Raw genomic sequence first — 24,646 nt, forward strand, 5'->3', positions numbered from 1 at the left:
GCCTGCACGATGGCGTCGGCCGGGGTTGAGCTATCGTGTGCCCACCCGACGCCGACCCATCCATGGTCTCATCCGCGCCCCCCACCGCATGCGCAGCAACCCCCCGCTAGTACGCCCAAGCCGGCCGCGAGCGCCACGCCGGATCCACCTGCACCTGGCACCGTCCATCATCGGCCGATCGCTCCCCGCTCCGCCTCCCGCCTCGCCACCACCGGCCCCGCTGCTCAGCGAACTCCCGCCCTCCGTCGCGCCGGTGCCTCCAGCCCCGCCCCCTCCGGTCGCGTCGCTGCTTCCGGACCCGCAACCTTGCCCCTGCGCGCACGGCGGCCCCGCTGGCCACGCGAGCGGATCCTCCGAGTAGGCGGGCAGCCGCGCGAGCATGTCGGCCGGCGTTCCGCCGGCCATCGACTCGGGCGGCGAGATTGGCCCGCACTCGCCGGTGGCCCGGAAATCATCGGGATTCCGTCTGCCGAGCTGCTCGAACATCACGCCGCTGAGCCTTGCTGACGTGAAGCGCGCGAGCATCTTTCTCTCCTCGCCGAAGAAGTGGAAGTTCATGGTCCCGATCCGCTTCAGCAAGGAGAGGACGGGCAGGTTGGCGCTCGACGTGACCACGCGAAGCCAGGTCACGTTCGTCTGCACGAGCGTTTCGTCCAGCGGCTCCCACCACATCAATTCATCGACGCTGAGGTGGAGATTCTCGCCGACCAGCACGTCCCATTCCCCCATGGGCGAGTATGAGCCGGTCACGGCCTTGGGACGCTTGCCCACGCTGAGGCTCCACCGGCTGCACCTGCGGATCGGCTTCGCCCGGCAGACGACGACGAGCCTCGGGTTCGCCGCGGCGCGGGCCGTCGATCTGGCGCTCCGGGTCCCCGACCGCCCTTCAATCCGCGTGATCATCAAGGACGTGGCAGGGCCGTCGTCGCTCAGGCCCGGGCGCTTGCAGGTGACCGTCGGCGAGGCCTGGACGGAGGTGTTCTTCGGCCTCGAAGGGCCCGCCGACGAGCGCGTCCGCGTCGAGGTGTACCACCCGGACAGCACCGAGAAGGTCCACGGCGCGACCCCTGACCGGTGGTACTCGGTGAGCGGCACCTCCCGCGGGATGACGCCGCCCTCGGCGCCGCCGCCCGCGCCGGAGGGGTGGGCGAGCACGATCGCCGACGAGGGCATCCGCAAGGTGTTCCTGCACATCGAGAAGCACGGCGTGGTAACGGAGCCGGAGGTGACGAACCTCCTCGGATCGGCCCGCGCCTTCCGGAGGTTCTCGCTGGAGTTCGACGACTACCTGCCCAGGCTCCCGTTCAAGGTGCGGATCGAGCCCGGGGAGGGCGGCAAGCGCTACGTGCGAGAGGGTGACCGATGACGAGCCAACGAGACCGCGAGCACATCTTCGAGCGCCTCCGCTCGGGCGTCGTCCCGGAGCGCGGCCTGGAGGCGTTCGCCGTCGGCATCGAGAAGCAGCGGGCGGAGATCGGCCGGCTGCTCGATCTGGCCAAGGCGGGCGAGGGCGTCTTCAAGTTCCTCCGCGGCGGCTATGGCTGCGGCAAGACCTTCATGGCCCGGCTCGCGTTGCTCGACGCGCAGGCGAAGGGATTCGCCACGAGCTTCGTCGTCGTCTCGGACAACGACCTGCACTTTCACAAGTTCGACGACGTATACCGGAAGGTCGTCCAGGAGCTCGGGACCAGCTCGTGCCCGCGGGGCGCTCTGGGCGACATCATCGACCGCTGGATCGCCAAGGTAGAAAGCGCGCTCATCGGCGGGGGGGCCGACGAGCGCGCGTTCGATTTCGATCAGAAGGTCCAGCGGCGGATCGAGGAGGAGATCACGTCGATGACCGGCGGCAAGGCCCCCGAGGATCTCGGGCGCGTGCTGCGCGAGGTCTTCAAGCTGAAGCAGGTGGGCAAGGTGCGCGAGGCGGGGGCGCTCCTGTCGTGGCTCTCTGGCAGCGAGAACGTCAGCGCGTCCGAGAAGAAGGCGGCCGGCATCAAGGGCGACATCGCGAGCAAGGACGCGATGGCGTACCTCCAGGGCGTCCTGGAGATCGTCAAGGCCGCCGGCTACAACGGCCTGGTCATCGTCATCGACGAGGCGGAGACGATCCTGCGGATGCGCCAGGACGTGCGCGGCAAGTCGCTGAACGGCGTCCGGCAGATCATCGACGCGGCCGACCGCTACAAGGGCCTGCTCTGGATCTTCACGGGCACGCCCGAGTTCTTCGACGCGCGCCGGGGCGTCGCGGGGCTGCAACCGCTCCACGATCGCATCCAGTTCCTGAACGAGGGCGGTCTCGTCACGATGCGGCAGCCGCAGCTGGAGCTGAAGCCCTTCGACAAGGGCCGCCTGAAGGACGTCGGCCTCCGGCTCCAGCAGCTCTACACGATGAGCGACCCGAACATCGTCGCTCAGAAGGTGACGCCGGAGCGGATCGAGTCGCTCGTCGGCGAGGTGAGCCGGGGCTTCGGCGGAGACGTGGGCGTCGTTCCGCGTCAGTTCCTCCGCCGGCTCGTGAACCTCTTCGACACCGTGGCGGAGAACCCCGACGCGTCGCTCCCCGAGCCGCAGCCCACCGTCGAGGAGCAGCGCGCGTCGGAGGGAAAGAGACCTTACGAATACCAGCCGGAGCCCGACGACGAGAAGGGCTATCCGGTGGCGTCGGTGGAGTTCTGATCGGAGGGGGAGAGGACGCGATGCGGAGCCGGGAGGTTCGGGACGCGGTTCAGCTGTCCTGCACGCGGCGCGCGCCGGGAGGGCGGCGCGCGGACCGCGGGCGCACATGACGGCCTTCGCGCGCTTCCCCGCCCGCCTCCAGCAGGCCATTGTGTCCCGCCTCGGGTGGACCAGCCTGCGGCCCGTCCAGGAGATGGCGGGCGAGGCGATCCTCGACGGGAAGAACGCCGTGGTGCTCGCGCCGACGGCCGGCGGAAAGACGGAGGCCGCGATGTTCCCGGCGCTCGCGAGCCTCATCGAGCGCGAGCCCGAGGGCGTGGGCGTCATCTACATCGCTCCGATCAAGGCGCTCCTCAACAACCAGGAGGAGCGCCTGGGCACGTACGCCGAGATGGTCGGGCTCCGGCGCTTCGTCTGGCACGGCGACGTCACCGATCGGGCGAAGCGGCGGTTCATCAAGGAGCCGGCGGAGATCCTCATGACGACGCCGGAGTCCCTGGAGGTGATGCTCGTCTCGCCGAAGTCGCCGGTGCAGCGGCTGTTCAAGGAGCTCCGCCTCGTGATCATCGATGAGATCCACGCGCTCGCGGGGACGGATCGAGGCGCCCACCTGATGAGTGTCATCGAGAGGCTCGCTCCGTCGAGCCAGAACGACGTCCAGCGCGTGGGGCTGTCCGCGACGGTGGGTAATCCCACCGAGATCCTCGCGTGGCTTGCGGGCTCGTCCAGGCGCGATGGCGTGGTCGTCGATCCGCCGAAGATCCCGGCCAAGCGGGACCTTTTTGTCGGCTTGCACGACAGCGTCGCGGGCCTGGCCGTGGAGGCTGCGGCTCGCGCCGTTGGGAAGAAGAGCCTCTTTTTCTGCCCGTCGAGGTCGCTCACGGAGAGCGTCGCCGAGCGGATGCGCGGGCGGTCCATCGACGTGTTCGTTCACCACAGCTCCGTGTCGCTGGAGGAACGCAGGGCCGCGGAGGAGCGGTTCGCCCACGGGACGAACGCCTGCATCGTCTGCACGTCCACCCTGGAGCTCGGCATCGACGTGGGCGATCTCGACCTCGTGTTCCAGGCGAATGCCCCGAGCTCGGTCTCGTCGTTCATGCAGCGCATGGGACGCACCGGGCGCCGAGCGGGCACCACCGCGAACACGACGTTCCTCTGCGAGGACCCGGAAGCCGTCCTGCAAGCTATCGCGCTCATCGAGCTGGCCCGGGAGGGCTGGGTCGAACGGGTAGCCCAGCAGGGGCGGTGCTGGCCGGTGCTGGTTCACCAGCTCCTCGCCATGACGCTCCAGTACGGCGCAATCAGTGTCGAGCGCTGCTGGGAGCAGCTCGCGAAGGTCCCCGACTTCAGGTCCATTCCACGGACCGAGCTTGACGAGCTCGTCGAGCACATGAAGACGCAGGACTTCCTGTTCGAGGCAGGAGGTTTGCTGTCCATGGGGCAGAAGGCCGAACGGGCATACGGCAGGAAGAACTTCATGGAGCTGTATGCGGTGTTCTCGTCGCCGGTGCTGTACCGGGTGGTGACGGGTGCGGGGCGGGACCTGGGATCGCTCGAACAGGATTTCGTGGACCGGCTCGTCGAACAGATGAGCTCTTTCCTCCTGGGCGGCCGTGCGTGGGCCGTCGAGCGCGTGAGCCACGGCGATCGCGTGGTCGTCGTTCGCGAGGCGCCGGGCGGCGTGAAGCCGACCTGGGGCGGGTTCATCCCGCAGCTCCTCGGGTTCGAGCTTTGCCAGCGGATGAAGCGGGTGCTCACGGATTCCGCTCGCTACCCGTACGTCGACGCGCGCGGGATGAAGCAGATCGAGGAGAAGCGCGAGGATCTGGGCGATCTTCTTCGGCGATCCGGCCACGCGGTGCAGATCGACGGCAGCGTCGCCCGCTGGTGGACCTTCGCGGGGGGGCGCGTGAACCACACGCTCAAGTACGGGTTCGAGGTCGCGGAAGGGTGGAAGGTCGTGGCCGACAACTTCCAGCTTCGCATCGAGGGGGACGGGATTGGCCACGAGAGCGTTCGGGGGGCGATCGGCAGGATGTCGTCGTCGGCCTTCTGGGACGCACCCGAGTTGCGCCAGGCCGTGCTCGCGCGGTTGCCGGGCTACCGGCTGTCGAAGTTCCAGGACTGCCTCCCCGAGAAGCTCGCGCTGGAAGTCATCGAGAGCTATCTGCTCGACGTGGCGGGGACGGTGCGGTGGCTGGCGGCGTCGTGAGCGACCACGCGTTTGCCGCTTGGCCGGGAAGCGGATCACCGGCGCCTGGCATGCGCCGCTGTCCGCTGCGGGGCCTGCCCGAGCAGCCGCCCGATAGATCGCCCGAAGTGAACGACGGGCACGTCACGCCCCGAGGAGCGCCGCTCTCCCGAGGTGGCTCGGCTCGCCCGACCTGACCTCCCGGGGCGTGGCCGGGACTGCTACACTGCGCTCCATGAGCGATCCGGCCGAGAAGATCCTCGACGAGGCGTTGAAGCTCCCTGAGAGCGAGCGGCGCGTCATCGCGCTCCGCCTGCTCGACAGCGTGGGCGAGGAGCCGCCCGAGGAGATCGAGCGCGCGTGGACCGACGAGGCTCTACGTCGCCTCGAGGATCTCCGCACCGAACGCACTCAGCCGATCCTCTGGGAGGAAGCCCGGAAGCGCATCTTTGCGCGGGGCTGACATGGCGCGACGCGTCCTGTCCTTATCACGGCGGCCCCGGAGCAGGGCCCCGAGATCGAGCGAGGCGTGCGGCGCCTGCTCCTGCAACGCTTCCCGTACGGCGTGCTGTACGCGGTCGAGCTGAAGCGCGTCTTCGTGCTCGCAGTGACGCACCGCCGGCGCCGCCCCGGTTACTGGCGCGGCCGCGGGGGCTGACGCTTCGGCTCGCGACCTGCGTCGAGACCGCGCGTACTCACCGCGGGCAGAAGAGCGATGATCTCGAGCTCCAACCGCTCGCAGCTTACCTTCTTTCGTTCTTCTCGACGTACATGAGACCTGCTCTCGAAGCTCGACCAGCTCGCGGAAGGCCTCGTCGCTGCCATGCTGGCCGGGGTGCGGCCTCTCACTGTTGACACACCCTGCGAAACGCTTGGTTCACCTCGCCAGCAGTGACGGGGAGCTTCAGCCTGCGGATGGTGGTCCCGAGGGGGTCCCGAGGCCGCGCGAACGCAGTGGATTGCGGTCGGGAGGGGGTCCCGAGGCCGCGCGAACGCAGTGGATTGCGGTCGGGAGGGGGTCCCGAGGCCGCGCGAACGCAGTGGATTGCGCTCCGGAGGGGTCCGGACCCCCCATCTGGCACAAAAACTGGCGCCTCCGAGGGGGCGGTGGCGCAGATTTGCGCAATTTCGGACGCTGTCTGGCACAGAAATCCCCCCGGAAGACGGTTCGTGGCACGTTCCGGAGGGGTCCGGGACCCGGTGTGTCGCAATGCATTGCGTCTGTGCCGGTGCCGGACCCCCCCTCGCTTGGCACAGGATCGAGCCGTTTGGCACACTCCAGGCCGGTGCGCCGCTGAAATTGACACAGAGCGCGGCGCCGATGACCCTGGCCCCATGGCGCGCACCGCTCCGGATCGTCTGGCAGCGGCGCCGCCTCGGCCGAGAGCTCTCTGTGACCGACCCGCTCGGTCGAATGACGATCACCGAGCGCGATCCGGACGGGCACGTCCGCTCTTCACCGGCTTGGCGGAGGCAACGCCGGGGTCGTTGCCGGCGAGCTTGTCAACCGCGGCGTCTCTGTGAGACCGATGGCCGTGCAGCGCATGCCCGACCTGCTTCGAGAGCTCCTCCTGCGGCACCACGCGTACGTGCCGAGCGACAACGACTTTCAGCGGCGGGCGCGGCTCCTGCAGGCTCTCTGGCGCGAGGAGCAGGGCCTTCCGATCGGCGAACATCGCGGGCAGCCTCTCGGCTCGCGGCTCACGATGCCGAGCGCGAAGGACACGCTCGCGAACTACCTCACCGGCACGATCCGTGACGTGGTTCGCGCGGAGGTGCTCGACCCGGCGCGAAGCCGCGGGAAGCTCTTCAGCCAGCCTCGGATCTGGAACGACCTGCTCTCGAGCCAGCCACTCTGCTTCAACCTCTTCGGCGAGCTACAGCGCGACCTCCCTCTCGCGTCGCGCGTCCTGGGCCGCCTCTCCGGCGGCCGCATCGCGACGGTGAGCGCGATCGACTTCGAGCACTCGCCCGGGCGCGGGGACCCGAAGTACACCGGCGACCGCTCGGCGTTCGACGTCTTCGTCGAGTACCGGACGCCGAGCGGCGCGAAGGGTTTCCTCGGGGTCGAGGTGAAGTACCACGAGGACCTGAGCGACCCTCCCGCTCCGCATCGGGCCCGGTACGACGAGATCGCCGCGTCGATGGGGACCTTCAAGCCGAGCCACATGGCGCTGCTTCGGACGAAGCCGGTCCAGCAAATCTGGCGGGACCATCTCCTGGCCGGGAGCCTCGTTCTCGATGGGGACCGCGGGATTGCCGAGGGGCTGTTCGCGATCGTCTACCCTGCGGGCAACGCGGCGTGCGCGCGAGCGATCGAGCTGTACCGGGCCTGCCTGGCCGACACGCGGACCTTCTCCGCCTGGACACTCGAAGCCGTCGCCGGGGCGCTCAGGTCCGAGGGCACGCCTGCGTGGCTCGCCGCCTTCGACGATCGGTACCTCGCGTTCGACAAGATCACGCCGTGACCTCCAAGAGCCTGCTCTGACGGGACGTCCTTGACCGGGGTCCGCGGTGGACAGAGCGTGCGGACGATGTTCGGGTGTCGACACCGATCTGCTCCGCTCGTGCAGGTGGATGGGGCGCTCGATTGGCCGCGCTGCCAAACGACGCGGCGCATCGTGACGAGCACTCGCGGTCAGGCGTGCCCAGGCGGCGGTGGCGAAGCTGCGCTAGACGCTCCGGCTCTCACCGCATCGTCGGCCGCCGTCGCCGCGCAACGCGGCACACCCGCGCGCCGACGGGGAGAGTGAGCGGGCCTGGGTGGATCACCCGCGCAGCGCGCGGAGCCGTGGACGCGTCACCGCTTCTTCTTGCAGCCCCCGTAGCGCTCCACGCTCTCGATCGCCGGCGGATTGGAGAAGTACGTCGCGTCATACCCGCCCGTGATGAGGACCGAGCCGTCTTGCAGCGTCGTCGCGGTGTGGAAGGCCCTCGGGATCGGGTCGTCGATCACGGTCCACGTGTTGTTTGCCTCCTTGTAGATCTCGGCGCCCTCATCGCCGATGGCCATCACGCGGCCGTGGGACATGGGCGCCACGGCGGAGGCCCAGCTGTGGCGGAAATTTGGCGGCGGGGTCAGCGTCCACGTGTCGCTCGCGGGATCGTAGATCTCGGCGGTCTCGCCCGCATCGACGAGGACCACGATCTCCTCCTCGGTGCCGCCGTAGATCTGGCCGCCGCCGCCGACCACCAGCACCCGCCCGCTGGGCAGCAGCGTGGCCGTGTGCTGCATGCGAGGCAGGTTCGTCGGCGCCGCCGCCGTCCAGGCGCCCGTGGCCGGATCGTAGATCTCGACGCCGGTGCGACCTTCGGGCATCTCGTTGCCATTCAACTTGTACCCGCCGGCGACGAGCACGCGCCCATCCTGGAGCAGCGTCGCCGTATGCAGGTGGCGAGTCACCGACATCGACCCTGCGGTGGACCAGGTGTTCGTGGCAGGATCGTAGAGCACGGCCTCCTTCAGAGCACTGTCGTCGTCGCTGCCGCCCGTGCGCAGCACCAGCCCGTTCGGCAGGGGAGTCAGCGCCGTCTGGGCAAACTCCCAGCCACGGGCCGCCTCACCGGGCGTGAGGGGGACGCTCGTCGTCGCGCCCGTGCTCGGATCGTAAACAAGCCCGCCCGGGCTGAAGAGCACCCGGCCGTCCGGCAGGGGCGCCGCGCCCACGGGGAACAGCGGGTAGGGCAGCGTGCCGCCGGTCGTCCACGCGTCGGCGGCGGGATTGTAGAAGTCGACCGTCGTGGGGTAGGGGTAGTCGCCACTGCCGCCAGCGACCATCACCTGGCCGTCCGGCATGAGCAGGGCGATGTGCCGCTCTCGCGCCCGGGGCAGCGGCGCCACAGAGGACCACTCCGCGTGGACACCGATGTGGCCGCGGCACTTCTTCTTCTGCTTCTCCTTCTGCTTCTTCGCGTGGTGGTCGGCCGACGGCGCCGCGTTCGCCTGGAGCGCCGCGTCTTCGAGCGCCGCTTCCGCGAGCGCCGCGGGCTCCGATGCAGGACCGCAGCCGGCGGCCACGAGCGCGGCGAGGGAAAGGAAGGCGATCAGACCACGATGGCAGTGACCGGTGGGAGACATGGTAAGACCTCGTCAGGTGTTGGGGGAGGACGGAGCCGTCCCCTGCGGGGACGCGCCACGAGCGCCGAGCGCAACAGTGGATCATATCAGAGGATCATGTGGGTGAGCGCGAGTTCCCCGGATGGACCCGATCCGTGGGCGGTCACCCGCAACACAGACGCACACTGCGCTTCTCCTGTGCGTGCCAGGATCCGATGTGGAGGTCCGCGCCGGATTCGGCCTGGAAAATTTCGACGGTTCACCGGAAAGCATCGCGTTATTCGCTTCGGCCATTCCGTGTGGCTTCTGAATTTTCTCATTTCATGTCCCATTTTCTCAACTGACCGGCTCCCATCCGACCCTGGACGTCGTGAGCCCGTCGGCAGTGCTGAATCGAGACGGACGTTGCGGTACGGTGCGCGCGCATGGCGAAGCCGAATCCCCGGATCTCGAAGGATCGTCAGCTCCGTCCCGTGGCGCGCCCGGCGCGCGGTACCCAGCGGGACGACCGGCGCCCCAAGGTCGTCGACCTCCGCCTGCTGCGCACCTTCCTGCGGGCGCCCGGCCCCCTCGACGAGCGCGCGGAGCCGCAGCCCCCGGCGTCCACGCTTCCTCTGCCCGGTGACGACGTCCCCCTGTCCCTCGACGAGATCGAGGCGGCCTTCCGCGATCAGTCCGTGACGCGCTTGCCGTGGATCCGACAGGCCGCCGCCGTGCTGGATGCGCGGCAGACGCCGATGACCGCGGAGGAGATCGAGACCTTCCTCGCCGGGCTCACGAGGTACCGAGAGAAGCTCGGCCCCCGCAACGGGCCGGGGAAGAGCGACCTCTTCATCCACGGTGACGGCGGACGGCTCACGCTGAACCCCGCCGCGCCCGGCCTCGTCGCGATGCGGCGGGCGATCCGCGAGCTGTCACAGCCGGTGCTCGTCCAGCGAGCGCAGCGCCCGTCGCGAGAGGCGCAGCGCCCGGAGCCGGAGGCGCAGCGCGCCGCGCCGGAGCAGCACAGGGCGGTCCGTCGCGCGAAGCTCGACGCGGAGGCGCAGCGCGACGCCGAGATCGCGCGCGCGTCCCGTCGCGCCGTCCTTCGCGTGGTCCCTTCCGCCGCGCATCCGCAGGCCGTGGCGCTGCTCGACGTCGGCCCGCGATCGATCCAGACCTTCATCGGCCGCGACGCCGCCGAGCTCGCTGGGCTGCTCGCGCGGTTCGACGTGATCGCGGGGCTCCACATCCGCGACACGCTGCACGCGCTGGGGTTCGACGCGGACCGCTGCCGGGTCGTGGACCTCGGGCCTCCGCAGGCGTCCAGGCGCCTGGACCGCACGGGCCGTACGCTCCAGATCACGCCGGAGCTCGTCATCGCCGGAACCACCCGCATCAGCCGTCCTCTCGGCGAGCCCGAGCGGATGGCGCGCTACCTGTCCGAAGGCGACCACCAGCGGCTTGCGCGTCGGATCGAGAGCGATGTCAAGGCGCTCCTCTCCTTCTACCAGTACGGTGTCCTCCACGGCTCCGTTCGGCTTCGCTATGGCCCCCTCGACGAAGCGCTGGCCGTCGACTGGGCCCTGCCCGGCGACGTGAGCCTCCACCAGCAGCTGAAGAGCGCCCGCGAGAAGTGCGCGGCCGTCGACCTGGTGATCGGCGCAGCGCCGGGCTGGGCCGATCCGTGGTCGCGGGCGCGGCGCGTGCGCGTCGTCGACCTCAGCTGGCCTGAGGTCGTCTTGACAAGGGACGAGGAGGGCAACGTCCTCCCGATAGGACGGGATGAGATCCAGGCGATCCGCGTGGCGCCTGACGATGCCGCGCAGTGGGCGTGGAACGAGCTCCGGATCCCGGACGAGCAACCGTAGGGAACAGGCCGTCCATCTCGACGTCTGGAGGCCACACGCCGCTGTCCATGTGTTCAGAGCGCTCGGCCCGTGGACTGTGCGAGCTGCATTGGACACCCCACGCAGCGCTTATTTTTATTTTTGTGAGAATTTGAGAGGGGTTCACGTAACGCGAATGGCGGCCGATTTCGGCTCTACGAGTTGTTCTTCCGGATCTTCTGAAAACTGATGCTGGTATAAGAGCGACGCCGCGCGGAACGAGTCCGCGCGGCGTCGGGTCCACCTCGGTGCCGCGAGGCGAACCATGCGCGCTCGTAGACGACTGATCTGTTCATCACAAGGGGCTATGGCAGCCGCCCTCGCGCTGTGCTCCAGCGCGCTCGCCGCGGACCCTGCGCCACGGTCCCGCGAGGTGGATGCGCTCATCCGCGAAGCCGATGCGGCCGTGAAGCGGCTCGATGTCAACCGCGCCCGCGACCTCTGGGCGCAGGTCTACGCGCTCAAGCCTTTGACGATGGCGCTCTGTCAGCTCGGCCAGCTGGATCTCCGCCTCGGGCGCCTGGAGGAAGCCGCGGCGGAGCTATCGAAATGCGTCGAGCAGATGCCTGCGCCCACCAACGCCGTCGAGCGCCGCCGTTACGAGGTGAGGCAAGCCGATCTCGCCGCGGTACGCCAGCGCGTGGCGGAGATTCACCTGCTCGCGCCCCCGGACGCGGCGCGGCTCCTCCTGAACGGCAAGGAGGTGAAGGCCGGCAGCCCGATCTACGTCGCGCCGGGCCAGCACGAGGTGACCGTCACCGGGCGGCACGGGCAGGTCGCTCGCACGCTGGTGAAGGTCGCAGCCGGCGAGTCGCGAAACATATCCCTCTCCTTCGAGAGCCCGCCAGGGGCCGCGGCGCCGAGAGCTCGTCCACCTGCGCGTGTCACAGCAGCGCCGGCGCGGATAGCGCAGGCGCCGGCGCGATCCGGGCCGAAGCCGTGGATCGTTGGCACGGGCGCCGCTGTCTCGACGGCCCTGCTCGTCACGGGCATCGGGCTGCACCTGGCGGCCAACGCCTCGGACAACGAGGCTGTCGCGAGGGTCGCCCAGGTAGGCGACGAGCAACTGCTCCCGAGCAGCCCCGAGTTCCGTCAGGTTTACGACGAGGCAACAGCCGCCAACACGCGAGCGAACCTGCTGCACGGATTCGGATCGGGGGCGCTCATCGCCGGCGCCGTGGCGGGCGCCGCGACGCTCATCTACGTCGTATTGCCGCATGACACGGAGATCCGGGCTCGCGCCGCCGGTGCGGAGGTGACGATCGCATGGTAGCCAAGGGCGAGATCTGGGAGGGGCACGAGCTCGTGAACGAGCTGGCTCGGGGCATGGTGCGCACCTTCCTCGCGAGGCAGCTCGGAGACACGAGGGAGCTCGTCTGGGTGCACGTGCGGGAAGGCGCGCGGATCGAGCGCGACGTGTTTGCCGCGGAGATCGAGCGCTTGCAGCGCCTCGCCGACAAGGTGCCGCAGGTCGCGCGCGTGCTTTACGGCGGGCTCAGCGGGACCGTCGCCTGGGCAGCGACGCCGTTCCACAAGGACGCGATCCGGCTCAGGGACGCCACGCGCGCGGCGGATCTCGGGCTCACCGCCGTGAGGATGCTCATCGAGCTCGGGCAGAGCCTCGCGCGCGCGCACGACCTCGGCGCGATCCATGGCGCCTTGAGCCCGGAGCGGGTGCTCATCGCCGCCGAGAACGGGTACGCCATCACCCACTTCGGCTTCGTTCGCCTCTTTCAGCTCGCCGAGGAGGAGGCGCTCCGGGAGCCGTGCCACGCGGCGCCGGAGCTCATCTTCGGCGGCCGGCTGGGCAAGCGCACCGATGTCTACGGATTCGGCACCGTCATGTACGAGCTCCTGTGCCAGCGCGAGCTCTACGCCGACGAGGAGCATCGGACCCTGTCCGAGAAGACCTGGGAGCCCAGGTTCCCCATCACGGTTCCTCCGGTGCTTCGCTGTGTGATGAAGAAGGCCCTCGCGAAGGAGCCGAGGGACCGGTATCCCAGCGTGGAACAGATGCTCACGGTGCTGGCGGCCATCGCCGACGCGTGGGCGGAGCTGGGGCGAGCGCCCGCGGACCTCGAGGACGCTGCTGTGACCGGATCGCCCGCGGAGCGCCAGGGGGCTCCCGAGGAGGCGTGGGAGCCATTCGCGCGCGACGAGGAGGCGCCGATGGCTGCGCCGGTGCCCGTGGTGACCCCGAGCCTCGACCGGGTGCTCGAGGACGATATCGCCCCGATCGAGGTGCCTTCCCTCGATCCCCCGTCGCGCCAGGCGCGCGAGCTGGCGGGACCGGCGCCGAGCCCGCCACGGATGCCGGAGCTGCCTCTCCCGGTACGCTCGAGCGAGGACACCGGAACGCGTGTCGCGCTGCGCTGGCTCGGCGCGCTGCTCGTGCTGGGAGCGGCGCTCGTGCTGGGAGCGGCGCTCGGGGCCGGGAGCGCGAGGTCCTGGCGGCAGCGCCCTCCCGAGGCCGTTGCGCGCCTGGCGCAGATCGTCCAGCCCGCGGCCCTTCGATCCGGCGCGCCGTGTCCTCTCAGGCCCGCGGGCGCCCTTCAGGAAGCACCAGTTACCGCGCCGTCCGTCGCGCCTCGGTCCCTGGCGAACGGCCAGGCCATGGTCGCGCGGGAAGCCGCAACGCGGCGGCCGTCGCCGGAGGTCGAGCACTGTGACGGTATCTACGCGGGCTATCTATGCGGGCACGACAACTACTGAACCGCGGGCAGCAGGAGGGGTTCACGATGCACCCGGCAGCTTGGCTCATGCTCGGCGCTCTGGCGCTCGTCGCCTGTGGGGATGAGCTCGAGCTCTACGGGCCCCGCATGGATGATGACCCGGTGTTGCTCTGGGTGGGACGTCACGCGGAGGCGCCGCCGTGTCCTGGAGATCGCCTGGACTACTGGGAGGGGTGGGCTTATGAAGCCGCTTCGGACGAATGCGGCCCGTGCACTTGCGGCCCCGCCGCATGCGTCGCGCCGTCGAGCCTGACGACGTACGCCGCGATCCGCTGCGACGGCGAAGGAGAGCCGCTCACGATCGCTGCTGAGGAGGGCTGGCATGGAACATGTGTTGCTATCGATCCCCCTGTCTCGAGCGAACGCTTCGCGTCCGTCCTCTTCGCGCCGCCGGCGCTGGCTCCCCAGTGCGCGCCCTCGCCGCCGCTCGAGCCGCCGCCCATCTCGGGAGGCTATGCAAGGGCCTGCCCGCTGGACTCGTACGTTTCCTGGGCGGACTTTGCCATCTGCATCACCCCGGAGGCCGATGGGCTGTGTCGGCCTGGCTTCACAAATCGCTTGGAGTTCACGATGCGACTCAGCGACAACCGCGCGTGTACCCCATGTGCCTGCGGCGCTCCGACCGGGGGCGGCTGTATGGCCGACGTCATGCTGTATGGAGACGGCACGTGCAATACCCAGATCGATCTGGCTGCGTTCATCGATCAAAGAGACAACCCATGTCACGATGTTCCTGCGCCGCTGCCGCTGGCGGCAGTGCGCGCAGTGCTCACCCGCGAGGAGCCGGGCTCCTGCACGCCAACGCCGGCCACCTCCAAAGTGGTTGGCACGGTGGAGCGAGGCGAGAGGCGCGTGTTCTGCTGTGAAAAGTAGCGCTCGCCTGGGAAGCTGCGCACGCGGAGGGCGCTCCTGCCAACGCACGAGTCACTCGTCGCGGATAAACCGGCGCGTATCGGAGGACGACGAGCCGTATGACTGTCCAAATCTCGCGGAGAGCCCTGGTGTCCGGTGAAAGGGTGGTGGTTGCGATGCGATTTTCCGTGGTCTACACGCTGGTAACGCTCGCGCTGCTCGGCTGCTCTTCGCCGTATCCCGACGAGCTGCCTCCGCCGGACCTCCGAGATAGAGTGTTCGTCTACGTGACGGGTTATCAGAATAAGCGGGAATGCATACTGAATGAGCAGCTCCTGTGGGAGTCGTTGATCGAAGATGTACCGATTGAAGAGGTTGAGCAGGACAAATGCGAGCCGTGTGAGTGTGGCCCGGCCGAGTGCGTCCTGCCGTCCAAGGTGACGGTACATGCATCCGTCTGCCCCGGGGACGGCGCCGCCGGCACATTCGATGCCGGCGCGTCGTGGGATGGTTCCTGTGCGGCGCCCACTCCGCGCATAGAGAGCGACGCCTTCGCCGCGGTGACGTTCGACCCGCCAACGCTGGCTTCCTGCGCACCCGTGTCGCGAGCGCCGGAGCCGTCGCGTCGCGCTCTGGCGTTCGCCACGGTGTGCGCGGCCGACCCCCAAGGTTCCGGTCCCACATCCGCGGTCCCCTGCTATCCTCCGCAGGAAGACGGAAGCTGCTGGCGTGGGTACAGCGTTCGGCACGAGCTCACGACAATCGTCGATACCCGCACGTGTGCCCCTTGTAAATGTGGTGCACCGAGCGGCGGGAAATGCGCGGTGAATACAATATTATATCAAGACAAATATTGTCTGGACGAGCTGGATAGCTATTTTATTTCGGATAAAGATCCGCCGATGTGCAGCAGGGGGACCACCGGACCGCTCGCGGGGATGCGGTCTGTGTTCACCCAGACGGAGCCGGGTACGTGCGCCCCTTCTGTCTCCGAAGTCGAGGGCGGCGCGCTCGAGCGGGGGATCACTCGCGCGCTGTGCTGCAAACACTAGAGACGCTCGGCAAGCGTCTCTCGTTCTGTTATCGGCCTGAGGGCGACCCGGATCGGACGCCCTCCGCCGCCGACCTCGCGTGCGCCCCTCATTCCTCATCCCAGGGCTCGACCAGGGCACGCAGCGCGGCGAGCGCACGCGTGCGCCTGTACGCGGTGGACATGGGGACCTCGATCTTCTCGACAAGGTCACCCATGGACATCTCCTCGATGTCGTGCCCGACGAGCACCTCGCGCTCGTGGGGATCGAGCCTGTCGATCGCGTCGAGCACTCCGAGCCGGGTCTCCTCCGCGACAAGGAGGCTCAGCGCGTCAGGCGCCGGGTCCGGGACGTCCAGCGGCTCGTCCAGGAGCACCTCTCTCCGCCGCGACGCCCGTTCATGGTAGTGCGAGCAGACGTGCAGCATGATCCTGTTCAGCCATCGCTCGGGCCTCGCGTGCTCGGGGTCGTACGTGGGCCAGCTGTGCCAGACGCAGAGCCAGACTTCGCCCGCCACGTCGTCCCGATCGCTGGCTGGAACGCCGAGGCGCTCCAGCCAGCGCAGCACGTCGCGGAACACCTTCGGGCGGAACAGGCTTGCTGCCGCAGCAGAGCGCGTGTCTTCGGTTGGCGGCCGATGCATCGGTCCTCTCCTCAAGGGGCAGCCGTCCGCCGTCATCGCGGCGGCCGCTGCCTGCCCACACCGGGCAGCGTGGCGTTGAGCGGGGAGCGGTCGAGGTCGTCCCAGGCGTCGCCGATCTCGGGAAGCGTGTCCTGGCGCTGTATCGGACGGTCCGCGCGTCCGGCGTCGGGCGCTGCGCGCGCCGGCCTGAGCTCGGGTCTGGAGGCGGTCAACCGTGGGGAACGCGGCCTCGGCGGCGGAGGCAGGGCGCCACGCTGGCTCGACACGACGAGCTCCGGATGCGCGGTAGCCGGCGCAGGGATCTCGGCGGGTGCAGAGGGGGCGGGCTCGCGCCCCACGACAAGGGGCGCCGGGGCGAAGCCCGGCGCCGGCACGCGCGCCGGATGCCTCCGCGCCCGCGTCGCCTGATCGACCAGGAGCAGCAACGTCTCGTCCGTCTCCGTCCGGTACTCGTCGTGCAGGCGCCACAGGTACTCCCAGTACCGCGCGGGCGCGCCGGTGAAGCGCTCCAGGCTCCGCGCGAGGCCCGGCGTGATCGGGAGCTCGTTCTTCAGGAGCCTCTCCACCTCCTCGGATCTCAATCCGGCGGATCGGGCGAGGTCTCGCTTCCAGTCGGCGTTCCACGAGCACAGGCTCTCCAGGATCCCGCCAGGGGACGGGACCAGCCGCTCACGAAACTCGGTCGCCTCCGCGACGATGGCGTCGATGTGACAGCCGAGGAGGCGGCGATATCGTTCGATCTCGTGAAGCTCCCAGTTCTTGTGGGTGGTCAGGGTCTTGACGGCCGCATCGCGCGCCCGTTCGGCGGCTGCGCGCAGGCCGCGCTCCACCCCGAGCGCCTCCCGCGCCGCGAGCGCCAGGCCGAAGGCAACACAGGCGATGATCGCCAGCCCGACCGGCGACAGAGGAGCCATCGTGTGAAGTAACCGTTCCATGAGGTGATCTCCAGAGGACAGAGCACGACCCGCCCGGCAGCCCAGCAGGGGCGCCCGTCACTGTCGGAACCAGGCACGGCGCGAGCGCCGTGATGTCAGAGAAGCCGTCGCTCGTCTGGCGGGCCCACGTGGAGCGAATCGGCGCTGATGCCCTTGATCATCAAGCCCGCCTCGCGGGCCCTGGCCTGCACGATCAAGCCGACGGCGCGATCCGACAGGCGGTCGCCGAGCTGGCCCCAGCGGTTGATCCCGACGAACAGCGGGCCATGTGCAGGCAGCGCAGCAGCGTCGAGCCACGCGCGCACGGCGCGCACGGGACAGGTGATGGGGTGGCAGCCACGCGGCAGGAGGATCCGCCGCGCCGGCACGACGAGCTCGATCTCGTCCGCAGCAATGCGCACGTCGGCGACGTCCAGGCGGACGAGGTCCGCGCGCCGGAGCCTGGCGGCGTAACCCACGAGAAGGAGCGCGCGATCGCGCAGATCCACGAGGTCGTCGTCGATCGAGGCGATGATCTGGCGGATCTGCTCGGCCGTCAGCGGGGCCGCTTGCTGTTGCTCGTGAGCGCCGCCGGCGACGAGGCGACGGCGCCACGCGATGACGATGGGGGAGCTCGTCGGCGGAGCCTGGCCGGAGAGCTCGTGCGCCTTGGCGATTGCCTGGCCAGCGGCCTTGATCGTCGACGGCGCCAGACGCTCACGCGCGAGCGACGCGAGATAGAGGACGACCAGGCGCGGCCGGGCAGGGAGGGGGAGGGAGCGGCGCGCGGCGCACCAGGCCACGAACTGGCGCCACTGCGCCCCGTAGAGCCGGCGGGTGTTGTCGGGCAGATCGGCGTCGTCGAACAGGCGTAGAAGCTCGGCGCATCTCCTCACGGCTTCGCTGCTGTTCATGGTCGACGATCGCATGAGGCGGACGTGGTCCTCGGCGCATGGCCCACCCACCCATCCCAGAGCCACGCTCGGGATCCTGGACGCCGCCTGCGTTTGTGGGCCGAGAATGGATCGATATCGGAAGTCATGCAAGAGGTATCGGAAGTCATCGCGACGGAAGTGGACCCCGGCGTCGAGCTGACCGGCATGCGCGTCGAGGCACACGGCCGCGCTGGGCCGGCGGGTCAGAGGAGGCGTCGCTCGTCCGGCGAGCCCACGTGGAGCGAGTCCGCGCTGATCCCTTCATCGAGAGGTCGGCTCGTCCTCCATCGACGTGGCCATCCGGCGAACGTGCTCGGCCGTCAGCGGGGCCGTCGGATGTTCAGCGTGACATGGTTGGATTTGGCGAGCGCATGAGTGAGACGGACGTTGTGTGCTGCGCGCCGAGGCAGCCACTCCAGAGCTACCCGTGGCGGTGCTGGGGCCTGTCGGCTCGTCTGGCCGGACGATGGATCGCGAGAGGACGCCACACCACGAGCTTGATGCTGTCCCACCCTCTTGCGACGGAGCGTTGACAAGCGCGGGCGTTCCCGCCGAACCTGACAGTGACGAATGGGACGCCGTGGCCCTCGACTCTTCCCTCGTGCGCGTCTTCCACGAGGAGGCGGGCGGGGTGGTGGATCTGCCGGAGCGGTCGCGATCCTGGTCGCGATCGCGATAGCGTTCAGCCTGTACGTGCTCGCGGCGATCCTGGCGGCGATCGGCGCGGTGCTCGCAACGCCGTACCCGTGGGTCGCGCTGGTGCTCGTCGGCACAGGTTATATCGTTTACCGCGAGCGCCTCGCGCGGCTCGGGCGGGCGGGATCGGGGGGCGGCCGCCCGCTCGCGGTGCTCGCGGTGCTAGCGGCGCTGACCGGCGTTGTTGCGCTGATCCTGTTCGCGCTCGTGATGGTGCTGAGGATCCCCGCCGTCTGGATCCTCCTCGGGGTCGGCGGCGTCGGCTACGCGATCTACCGAGTGGCGCGGCGGATCCGGCGCGAGCGCCTGGAAGTGCTGTTCCTCGACGCGGTGGCGGCCCGCCACGCGTCGGATCCCAGGGCTGTCGAGCTGCTCGGCGCGCTCGAGCACCGCGGAAGGCACGAGGCCGACGCGTGGCTGCTCGTCGCAGCCGACGCCGCGAGCCGCGCACGATATCAGGATGCCCTCGCGGCCTTGGAGCGGGCCGCTGCGCGAGTCCATGGCATCGGTCGGCTCTCGTCGGGCATTGCGCTGGCCTTCCCCGGGCTGCCTGCGCCGCTGTCGTTCCGCCCGGAGGGCGGGGGAGCCGGCAGCGTGGAGGTCGCGCTGGCCCAGATGCATGTGCTCGCCGGGGCTCCGCGCGAGGCGCTCGGTGCCCTCAAGCTCTCCATCGCCGATCCCGCCTATTCCTTGGGCGTGTGCGCGCTGGCGGATGCGCACGTCGCGCTGGGCGAGATCGACCAGGCAACGACGGCGCTGAAGCAAGCTGCGGATGCTCCGAACTGTGCCCCAGAGCTGTCGCGCAGCCTGCGTTACAAGCTGGCGCGGTTGCTGGAAGATCACGAGTCCCGCTCCGCCGCCGTGCGGGAATACAAGGCGTTGCTCGCTCAGGGCGGCCAAGAGGACGCGGTCGAGCGCCTCCAGGCACTGCGGACAGAGATCAAGCAGGAGCAGCGACGCGAGGAGGAGGCGCGGAGAATCGAGGAGGAGGCGCGGAGGATCGAGCAGGCACGGAGAATCGAGGAGGCGCGCGTCGAGGAGGAGGCGCGCCGTCAGCGGGCGTTGCGGGCAGAGGAGCAGGCAACGCTCGAGCAGGCGCTCGCAAAGCTCGAGGCGGCGAGGGGACCTGCCGGACGGAGGAGCGCCGTGCGGGCGGGCCTCGACCGGCTCACGCTCCAGGAACTGCGCGATCAGCTCCTGCTGGAGGCCTCCCGGATCGAGGTCGATGCTGTCCTGGAGAAGGTGGATGGGCTCAAGACCGCGGCAGCGAAACGCCGCCACCTGCTCGCCGCGCTCGAGGCCCTCCGCGCCGACGAGATCCCGGACGACCTGCAAGCGCAGCAGATCCGATGGATCGAGGAGGCGCTCGCGGCGCTGGAGATGTGACGATGGCAGATCAGGATCCGCCCAGCACGCCGCCCGAGCCTCCCGCAGCGCCGCCCGGCCCGAGCCCGGTGCCGAGCCTGGAGGGGCTCTTCCCGCGGCCCCATCCGTCGAGCGAGACACTCTTCCTGCTGGGCGTCGCGGCCATCGTGCTCGGACCGTTCGCCGGCGTGCCGGCGATCCTGCTCGGCCGGCTCGTGCTCCGCGAGATCGCCCGCTCGGAGGGGCGATACACCGGTGAGGCCAGGGCGAGGCTCGGCTTCCGCCTCGGGTGGGCCGGGACCCAGGTCTACACGCTGCTGTTGCTCTACGTGATCGGCGCTGCCTCCGGACCCGTTGCGCTCGCCGTGCTCGGGGCAGGCGTCGTTGCCGGCCTGGCGATCGCGATTGGCGACAGCGTCGCGGGGGCTCCGCGGCCGTTCGCGGCCGCGGCACGGGCGTCGCGCCAGGCGCCGTGGGGGATCTACCCCGCTATCGCCGGCCTGCTCGGCGTGGGCCTCGCGGGCTTCCTCACGAAGCAGAGCGCCGACGAGCGTGCCCGCGTGGAGGCGCTCGCCGCCTGTCAGGAGGCGCGCCGCAGCGCGGGTGAGGCCCTGGAGGCGGCGAGCTTCGACCTGGCCCGGTCGCATCTCCGGGAGGCGCGGACCACCTGTGTCGAGGGGGCGGCGCTGCAGGAGGCCGCGCGCACGGAGGCGGATGTCGACGCGAGGGAGCGCGAGGCCATCCAGCAGCGCGCCGAGGAGGAAGCCGCCCGCAAGGCGCGCGAGCGCGTCGAGGAGGAGCGGGAGCGCGCCGAGGAGGAGCGGAGACAGGCGGAGAGGGAGCGGGCGGCCGCTGTGCGGTTCAAGGACGTCGCTCCGGCGATTGCACGTCAGGTGCAGGTCGCCTCCGCCAGGGCAACGCAGCGACGGTGGGACGATGCCCAGGCCGCGTTGAGCCAGGCGGAGCTCGCGCTGGACGAGTTCCGGGGGACCGACGTGCAGCGGTCCGAGCGCTGCGCTGCGCTCCTCGCGCAGGTCGTGCGGCTGCGGCCGGATGTCGACGCGGGCGTGGAGCAGACCCGGCGGCGGCGAGAAGAGGAGGAACGGCGGCGGCAGGAGCTCAAAGCGGCGGCGGAGGAGAGACTGCAGCTGATGAAAGAGGCCGCCGAGGAGAGGCGACAGGCGAGCCTCCGGGTGCAGTGCTGCGACGGCACGCTCTCGCCGAGCTGCCTGTGCGGCCGCCCCTCGTACCGTGGCTGCTGCTCGCATCATGGAGGCGTCTGCGGTTGCCAGGATTGAGGGGAGGCGTCTATCGAGGGCCTGGCTCGTGATGCCTCTTGGACGCGCGCTGATCTGCCGTAGACTCGCTCGTTCATGACGACGAGCCGGCGCGGTCTCTACGAGATCCTGATCACGGAGGCGCTGGCCTCGGGCCTTCGCGAGCTCGACGCCAGCCTGGAAGCCCGCACCGGGGCGCTCCGCGCCGCGGAGGCCGCCGACCGCATCGCGCTGCATCTGGGTCGCATCGTGCAGCGCGCCATCGCCGGTGTTCCCGACCAAGAGCGGGTGAGCGTGGGCGTGGGTCTGGCGCGGAGGCTCCTCGCGCAGATCGACGAGGTGATCGCCGGCGCGGAGGTCCAGCCGGATGCGCCGGTGGAGCCGGGAATGGTGCTCCGGGCCATCGTGGGGCGCCAGCCGGACGGCAAGCCGGAGACGATCGCCGAGCCGCTCATCCCGCTCCTCGACACGACGCTGCTCACCAACGCGCCTGGCGAGCCCAGGGTGGGTCACCAGCTCCTGACGGAGGCGCGCTCGGCGGACCGCATCGACATCGTCATGGCGTTCGTCCGCCGGAGCGGCATCGCCCCGCTGCTCGAGGCGCTCCGCGTGCATCGTGAGGCGGGCCGCGAGCTGCGCGTGCTGACGACGACGTACACGGGCTCGACGGAGGCGTCGGCGCTCGACGCGCTCCGCAGGATCGGCGCGAGCGTAGGCGTCTCGTACGACACGGGCACGACGCGCCTGCACGCGAAGGCCTGGCTCTTTCATCGCGCGTCGGGCTTCTCGACGGCCTATATCGGCTCCTCGAACCTGACGCACACCGCGCAGACGAACGGACTCGAGTGGAATGTTCGCGTGTCCGGCGCCCGCAACCCGGATGTCGTCGCCAAGGTCGCCGCAGTCTTCGAGAGCTACTGGAACAGCGGCGATTTCGTGCCGTACGACCGCGAGGAGTTCCTCGCGCGCGTCGAACAGGCATCGAGCGGAGCGTCCTCGGTGATGCTCAGTCCGATCGAGCTCCGCCCCGAGCCGTTCCAGGAGCGCCTGCTCGAGCAGATTGCGCTCTCCCGCGAGCGCGGGCATCACCGCAACTTGCTCGTATCGGCGACCGGAACGGGAAAGACCGTCATGGCGGCCATCGACTACGCCCGGCTCCGGGAGGCGCTGCCCCGCGCGCGCCTGCTCTTCGTCGCGCACCGCGAGGAGATCCTGGAGCAGAGCCTCGCGACCTTTCGTCATGGTCTGCGCGATCACGCCTTCGGCGAGCTGTGGGTCGGCGGCCGTCACCCGCGACGCTTCGAGCACGTGTTTGCTTCGATTCAGAGCCTCTCCGCTGCAGGGCTCGACGATCTCGATCCGCGCCATTTCGACGTGGTGATCATCGACGAGTTCCACCACGCCGCTGCACGATCGTACCGCGCCTTGATGGAGCACGTGCAGCCCGTCGAGCTCATCGGTCTCACGGCCACCCCCGAGAGGAGCGATGGTCTCCCGCTGCTCGGCTGGTTCAATGACCGGATCGCCGCAGAGCTGCGGCTCTGGGACGCGATCGACCAGCACCGGCTCGTCCCCTTCGTGTACTACGGCATCCACGACGGGCTGGATCTGCGCGAGGTGCCCTGGCGCCGCGGGCGCGGTTACGACGTCGAGGGCCTCTCGGGGTTGCTCACGGCCAACGACGTCTGGGCCCGGCAGGTGGTGGCCCAGCTCGCCGCGCACGTCGACGATCCGCGGAAGATGCGGGCGCTCGGGTTCTGCGTCAGCATCGAGCACGCGCGGTTCATGGCGCGCGTCTTCCGCGAGGCCGGCATTGCGGCGACGGCCGTGTGGGGGGACAGCCCCGATGGCGAGCGGCGCGCGGCGCTCGCGGAGCTCGGCGCGCGGGGCGTCAACGTTGTCTTCTCGGTGGACCTGTTCAACGAGGGCATCGACGTCCCTGCGGTCGATACGCTGATCCTCCTGCGCCCGACCGATAGCCCCACGCTCTTCTTGCAGCAGCTCGGGCGCGGCCTGCGGCGCAGCGCCGGCAAGACCGCCTGCACGGTGCTCGACTTCGTGGGGCACCATCGCCGCGAATTCCGCTTCGATCGCCGCTTCGGAGCCCTGCTCGGCGGGAGCCGAAAGGAGCTCGTTCAGCAGATCGAGGGCGGGTTCCCGTTTCTGCCGGCGGGCTGCCACATGGAGCTCGACCCGAAGGCGTCGGAGCTCGTGCTCGAGAACATCCGGCAAGCCGTGCCGTCGGGGTGGACCGCCAAGATCGAGGAGCTGCGACGCCTCGCCCGCGGCGGTGGCGACGTGAGCCTCGCGCGGTTCCTGGAGGAGACCGGGCTGGAGATCGAGGACGTGGTTGCCGGACAGCGGTCGTGGTCAGACCTCCGGGCCGATGCGGGGCTTCCGTTGCTGGGCGCGGGGCCGCACGAGGAGGCGCTGCGGCGCGCGTGCGGGCGGCTGCTGCACGTCGACGACTTCGCGCGGATCGAGGCCTATCGCCGGCTGCTCGCGTCCGCGGCGTGTCCGGATTCGGGAGCGATGAGCCTCCGCGAGCGCCGACTCCTGCGCATGCTCGTCGCCTCCGTGGCCGATCGCGCGATCGGCAAAGCGACCCCCCTCGCGCAGGCGTGCGCTCTCGTCTGGGCGCACCCCCAGGTGCGCGCGGAGCTCGTCGAGGTGATGGACCTGCTCGCGGACCGCGTCGACCATGTTCACCGGGCGATCGCGACCCACCCGGACGTGCCGCTGGAGGTGCACGCGCGCTACTCGCGCATCGAGATTCTGGCGGCGTTCGGGGTCGGGGGCGGCGCGAAGGTCGCGCCGTGGCAGACCGGCGTGTACTGGGCGAAGGACGCCGGGGCCGACCTGCTCGCGTTCACGCTCGACAAGACGAGCGGGCAGTTCTCGCCGACGACGCGCTACCGCGACCATGCCATCAGCCGGCAGCTGATCCACTGGGAGAGCCAGTCGAGCACCCGCGCCGAGAGCGAGACGGGGCGGCGGTATCAGCAGCACGCGGCGCTCGGCACGGCGGTGATGCTGTTCGCGCGGCTGCGCAGCGATGAGCGGGCGTTCTGGTTCCTGGGCCCGGCGAGCTATGTGCGGCACGCGTCCGAGCTGCCGATGGCGATCACGTGGAGGCTGCACCACGCGCTGCCGGGGGACCTCTTCGCCTCGTTCGCGGCGGCGGTGGCGTGATGTGGGCCTCGCCCGCTCGACGGTCGGTTCGCTCCCGCCCTCGATGAACGATGTCAGTCTGGATGAGACAAGACGCTGGGCAAGGAGGCGCTCGCCTGCACGGAGCGCGGCCTGGCAACCAGGTAAGTCACGCCGCATCGGCGATGCTCGTGATCTCGTTCCGGCGAGCCCTCCGACGAAGCCAGAAGGTCCTTGCGCCGAAGACAGAACACGTGAGGGG

The 24,646-nt window shown here is 69.9% G+C and carries 18 protein-coding genes; 13 read left to right on the forward strand and 5 right to left on the reverse strand.

What is annotated here, in order from left to right; genetic code table 11:
- Positions 1-30 precede the first annotated feature (30 nt).
- Positions 31-771, reverse strand: a complete 741-nt coding sequence (locus tag WMF17_RS16265) for a hypothetical protein (RefSeq protein WP_437650328.1) — start codon at positions 769-771, stop codon at positions 31-33.
- On the opposite strand from WMF17_RS16265, the gene WMF17_RS16270 reads away from it, so the two are divergent.
- From WMF17_RS16270 to WMF17_RS16295, 6 genes are all read left to right on the forward strand, one after another.
- On the forward strand, positions 755-1,366 hold the full coding sequence (locus WMF17_RS16270; RefSeq protein WP_437650330.1) for a hypothetical protein: 612 nt from the start codon (positions 755-757) through the stop codon (positions 1,364-1,366). The two genes, WMF17_RS16265 and WMF17_RS16270, sit on opposite strands and share 17 nt — an antisense overlap.
- Positions 1,363-2,673 (forward strand): BREX system ATP-binding protein BrxD, encoded by a 1,311-nt coding sequence (gene brxD / locus WMF17_RS16275; RefSeq protein ID WP_437650332.1) that lies wholly within the window; start codon positions 1,363-1,365, stop codon positions 2,671-2,673. The genes WMF17_RS16270 and brxD overlap by 4 nt, the downstream gene beginning before the upstream one ends.
- 106 nt (positions 2,674-2,779) lie before the next feature.
- Positions 2,780-4,885 carry a DEAD/DEAH box helicase gene (locus WMF17_RS16280; protein ID WP_437650334.1) on the forward strand — a complete coding sequence of 702 codons (2,106 nt, stop codon included), beginning with the start codon at positions 2,780-2,782 and terminating at the stop codon, positions 4,883-4,885.
- Positions 4,886-5,099: 214 nt separating this feature from the next.
- Positions 5,100-5,327, forward strand: coding sequence for an addiction module protein (locus WMF17_RS16285; protein WP_437650336.1), 228 nt, complete (start codon positions 5,100-5,102; stop codon positions 5,325-5,327).
- Between the two features lie 66 nt (positions 5,328-5,393).
- On the forward strand, positions 5,394-5,522 hold the full coding sequence (locus WMF17_RS16290) for a hypothetical protein (RefSeq protein ID WP_437650338.1): 129 nt from the start codon (positions 5,394-5,396) through the stop codon (positions 5,520-5,522).
- Between the two features lie 886 nt (positions 5,523-6,408).
- Positions 6,409-7,332: a PGN_0703 family putative restriction endonuclease gene (locus WMF17_RS16295; protein ID WP_437650339.1), complete on the forward strand. Its 924-nt coding sequence runs from the start codon at positions 6,409-6,411 to the stop codon at positions 7,330-7,332.
- A gap of 332 nt (positions 7,333-7,664) precedes the next feature.
- Here the strand turns inward: WMF17_RS16295 and WMF17_RS16300 are convergent, their stop codons facing one another.
- Positions 7,665-8,942 carry a Kelch repeat-containing protein gene (locus tag WMF17_RS16300; RefSeq protein ID WP_437650341.1) on the reverse strand — a complete coding sequence of 426 codons (1,278 nt, stop codon included), beginning with the start codon at positions 8,940-8,942 and terminating at the stop codon, positions 7,665-7,667.
- A gap of 404 nt (positions 8,943-9,346) precedes the next feature.
- On the opposite strand from WMF17_RS16300, the gene WMF17_RS16305 reads away from it, so the two are divergent.
- The 4 genes from WMF17_RS16305 (at position 9,347) to WMF17_RS16320 (ending at position 14,394) form a co-directional block, all read left to right on the forward strand.
- A complete protein-coding gene (locus tag WMF17_RS16305) occupies positions 9,347-10,771 on the forward strand; it encodes a hypothetical protein (protein ID WP_437650343.1) in 1,425 nt (474 codons plus the stop codon).
- Positions 10,772-11,096: 325 nt separating this feature from the next.
- Positions 11,097-12,062: a tetratricopeptide repeat protein gene (locus WMF17_RS16310; protein WP_437650344.1), complete on the forward strand. Its 966-nt coding sequence runs from the start codon at positions 11,097-11,099 to the stop codon at positions 12,060-12,062.
- Complete coding sequence (locus WMF17_RS16315) at positions 12,056-13,501, forward strand: serine/threonine protein kinase (RefSeq protein ID WP_437650346.1); 1,446 nt, start codon at positions 12,056-12,058, stop codon at positions 13,499-13,501. The genes WMF17_RS16310 and WMF17_RS16315 overlap by 7 nt, the downstream gene beginning before the upstream one ends.
- A 26-nt stretch (positions 13,502-13,527) precedes the next feature.
- Positions 13,528-14,394 (forward strand): hypothetical protein, encoded by an 867-nt coding sequence (locus WMF17_RS16320; protein ID WP_437650348.1) that lies wholly within the window; start codon positions 13,528-13,530, stop codon positions 14,392-14,394.
- Positions 14,395-15,513: 1,119 nt separating this feature from the next.
- Here WMF17_RS16320 and WMF17_RS16325 read toward each other — a convergent pair.
- From WMF17_RS16325 to WMF17_RS16335, 3 genes are all read right to left on the reverse strand, one after another.
- Complete coding sequence (locus WMF17_RS16325; protein ID WP_437650350.1) at positions 15,514-16,047, reverse strand: RNA polymerase sigma factor; 534 nt, start codon at positions 16,045-16,047, stop codon at positions 15,514-15,516.
- A gap of 32 nt (positions 16,048-16,079) precedes the next feature.
- Positions 16,080-16,982: a helix-turn-helix transcriptional regulator gene (locus WMF17_RS16330; RefSeq protein ID WP_437603006.1), complete on the reverse strand. Its 903-nt coding sequence runs from the start codon at positions 16,980-16,982 to the stop codon at positions 16,080-16,082.
- Between the two features lie 95 nt (positions 16,983-17,077).
- Entirely contained in the window at positions 17,078-17,875 is a 798-nt protein-coding gene (locus WMF17_RS16335; RefSeq protein ID WP_437650352.1) for a tyrosine-type recombinase/integrase, read from the reverse strand.
- A gap of 714 nt (positions 17,876-18,589) precedes the next feature.
- Between WMF17_RS16335 and WMF17_RS16340 the strand changes: the two genes are divergently transcribed.
- The 3 genes from WMF17_RS16340 (at position 18,590) to WMF17_RS16350 (ending at position 24,426) form a co-directional block, all read left to right on the forward strand.
- Positions 18,590-19,978 carry a hypothetical protein gene (locus tag WMF17_RS16340; protein ID WP_437650354.1) on the forward strand — a complete coding sequence of 463 codons (1,389 nt, stop codon included), beginning with the start codon at positions 18,590-18,592 and terminating at the stop codon, positions 19,976-19,978.
- A 2-nt stretch (positions 19,979-19,980) separates the two neighbouring features.
- A complete protein-coding gene (locus WMF17_RS16345) occupies positions 19,981-21,255 on the forward strand; it encodes a hypothetical protein (protein ID WP_437650355.1) in 1,275 nt (424 codons plus the stop codon).
- A 75-nt stretch (positions 21,256-21,330) separates the two neighbouring features.
- On the forward strand, positions 21,331-24,426 hold the full coding sequence (locus WMF17_RS16350; protein WP_437650357.1) for a DUF3427 domain-containing protein: 3,096 nt from the start codon (positions 21,331-21,333) through the stop codon (positions 24,424-24,426).
- Positions 24,427-24,646 lie beyond the last annotated feature (220 nt).

The organism is Sorangium sp. So ce362 (assembly GCF_051519845.1).
Taxonomy (GTDB): Bacteria; Myxococcota_A; Polyangia; order Polyangiales; family Polyangiaceae; genus Sorangium.

Coding starts and splice junctions, on each gene's coding strand:
- WMF17_RS16305 (WP_437650343.1), top strand. CDS start 9,347: ATGGCGAAGCCGAATCCCCGGATCTCGAAGGATCGTCAGCTCCGTCCC.
- WMF17_RS16285 (WP_437650336.1), top strand. CDS start 5,100: ATGAGCGATCCGGCCGAGAAGATCCTCGACGAGGCGTTGAAGCTCCCT.
- WMF17_RS16335 (WP_437650352.1), bottom strand. CDS start 17,875: ATGAACAGCAGCGAAGCCGTGAGGAGATGCGCCGAGCTTCTACGCCTG.
- brxD (WP_437650332.1), top strand. CDS start 1,363: ATGACGAGCCAACGAGACCGCGAGCACATCTTCGAGCGCCTCCGCTCG.
- WMF17_RS16295 (WP_437650339.1), top strand. CDS start 6,409: ATGCCCGACCTGCTTCGAGAGCTCCTCCTGCGGCACCACGCGTACGTG.
- WMF17_RS16315 (WP_437650346.1), top strand. CDS start 12,056: ATGGTAGCCAAGGGCGAGATCTGGGAGGGGCACGAGCTCGTGAACGAG.
- WMF17_RS16310 (WP_437650344.1), top strand. CDS start 11,097: ATGGCAGCCGCCCTCGCGCTGTGCTCCAGCGCGCTCGCCGCGGACCCT.
- WMF17_RS16300 (WP_437650341.1), bottom strand. CDS start 8,942: ATGTCTCCCACCGGTCACTGCCATCGTGGTCTGATCGCCTTCCTTTCC.
- WMF17_RS16325 (WP_437650350.1), bottom strand. CDS start 16,047: ATGCATCGGCCGCCAACCGAAGACACGCGCTCTGCTGCGGCAGCAAGC.
- WMF17_RS16330 (WP_437603006.1), bottom strand. CDS start 16,982: ATGGAACGGTTACTTCACACGATGGCTCCTCTGTCGCCGGTCGGGCTG.
- WMF17_RS16350 (WP_437650357.1), top strand. CDS start 21,331: ATGACGACGAGCCGGCGCGGTCTCTACGAGATCCTGATCACGGAGGCG.
- WMF17_RS16345 (WP_437650355.1), top strand. CDS start 19,981: ATGGCAGATCAGGATCCGCCCAGCACGCCGCCCGAGCCTCCCGCAGCG.
- WMF17_RS16280 (WP_437650334.1), top strand. CDS start 2,780: ATGACGGCCTTCGCGCGCTTCCCCGCCCGCCTCCAGCAGGCCATTGTG.
- WMF17_RS16320 (WP_437650348.1), top strand. CDS start 13,528: ATGCACCCGGCAGCTTGGCTCATGCTCGGCGCTCTGGCGCTCGTCGCC.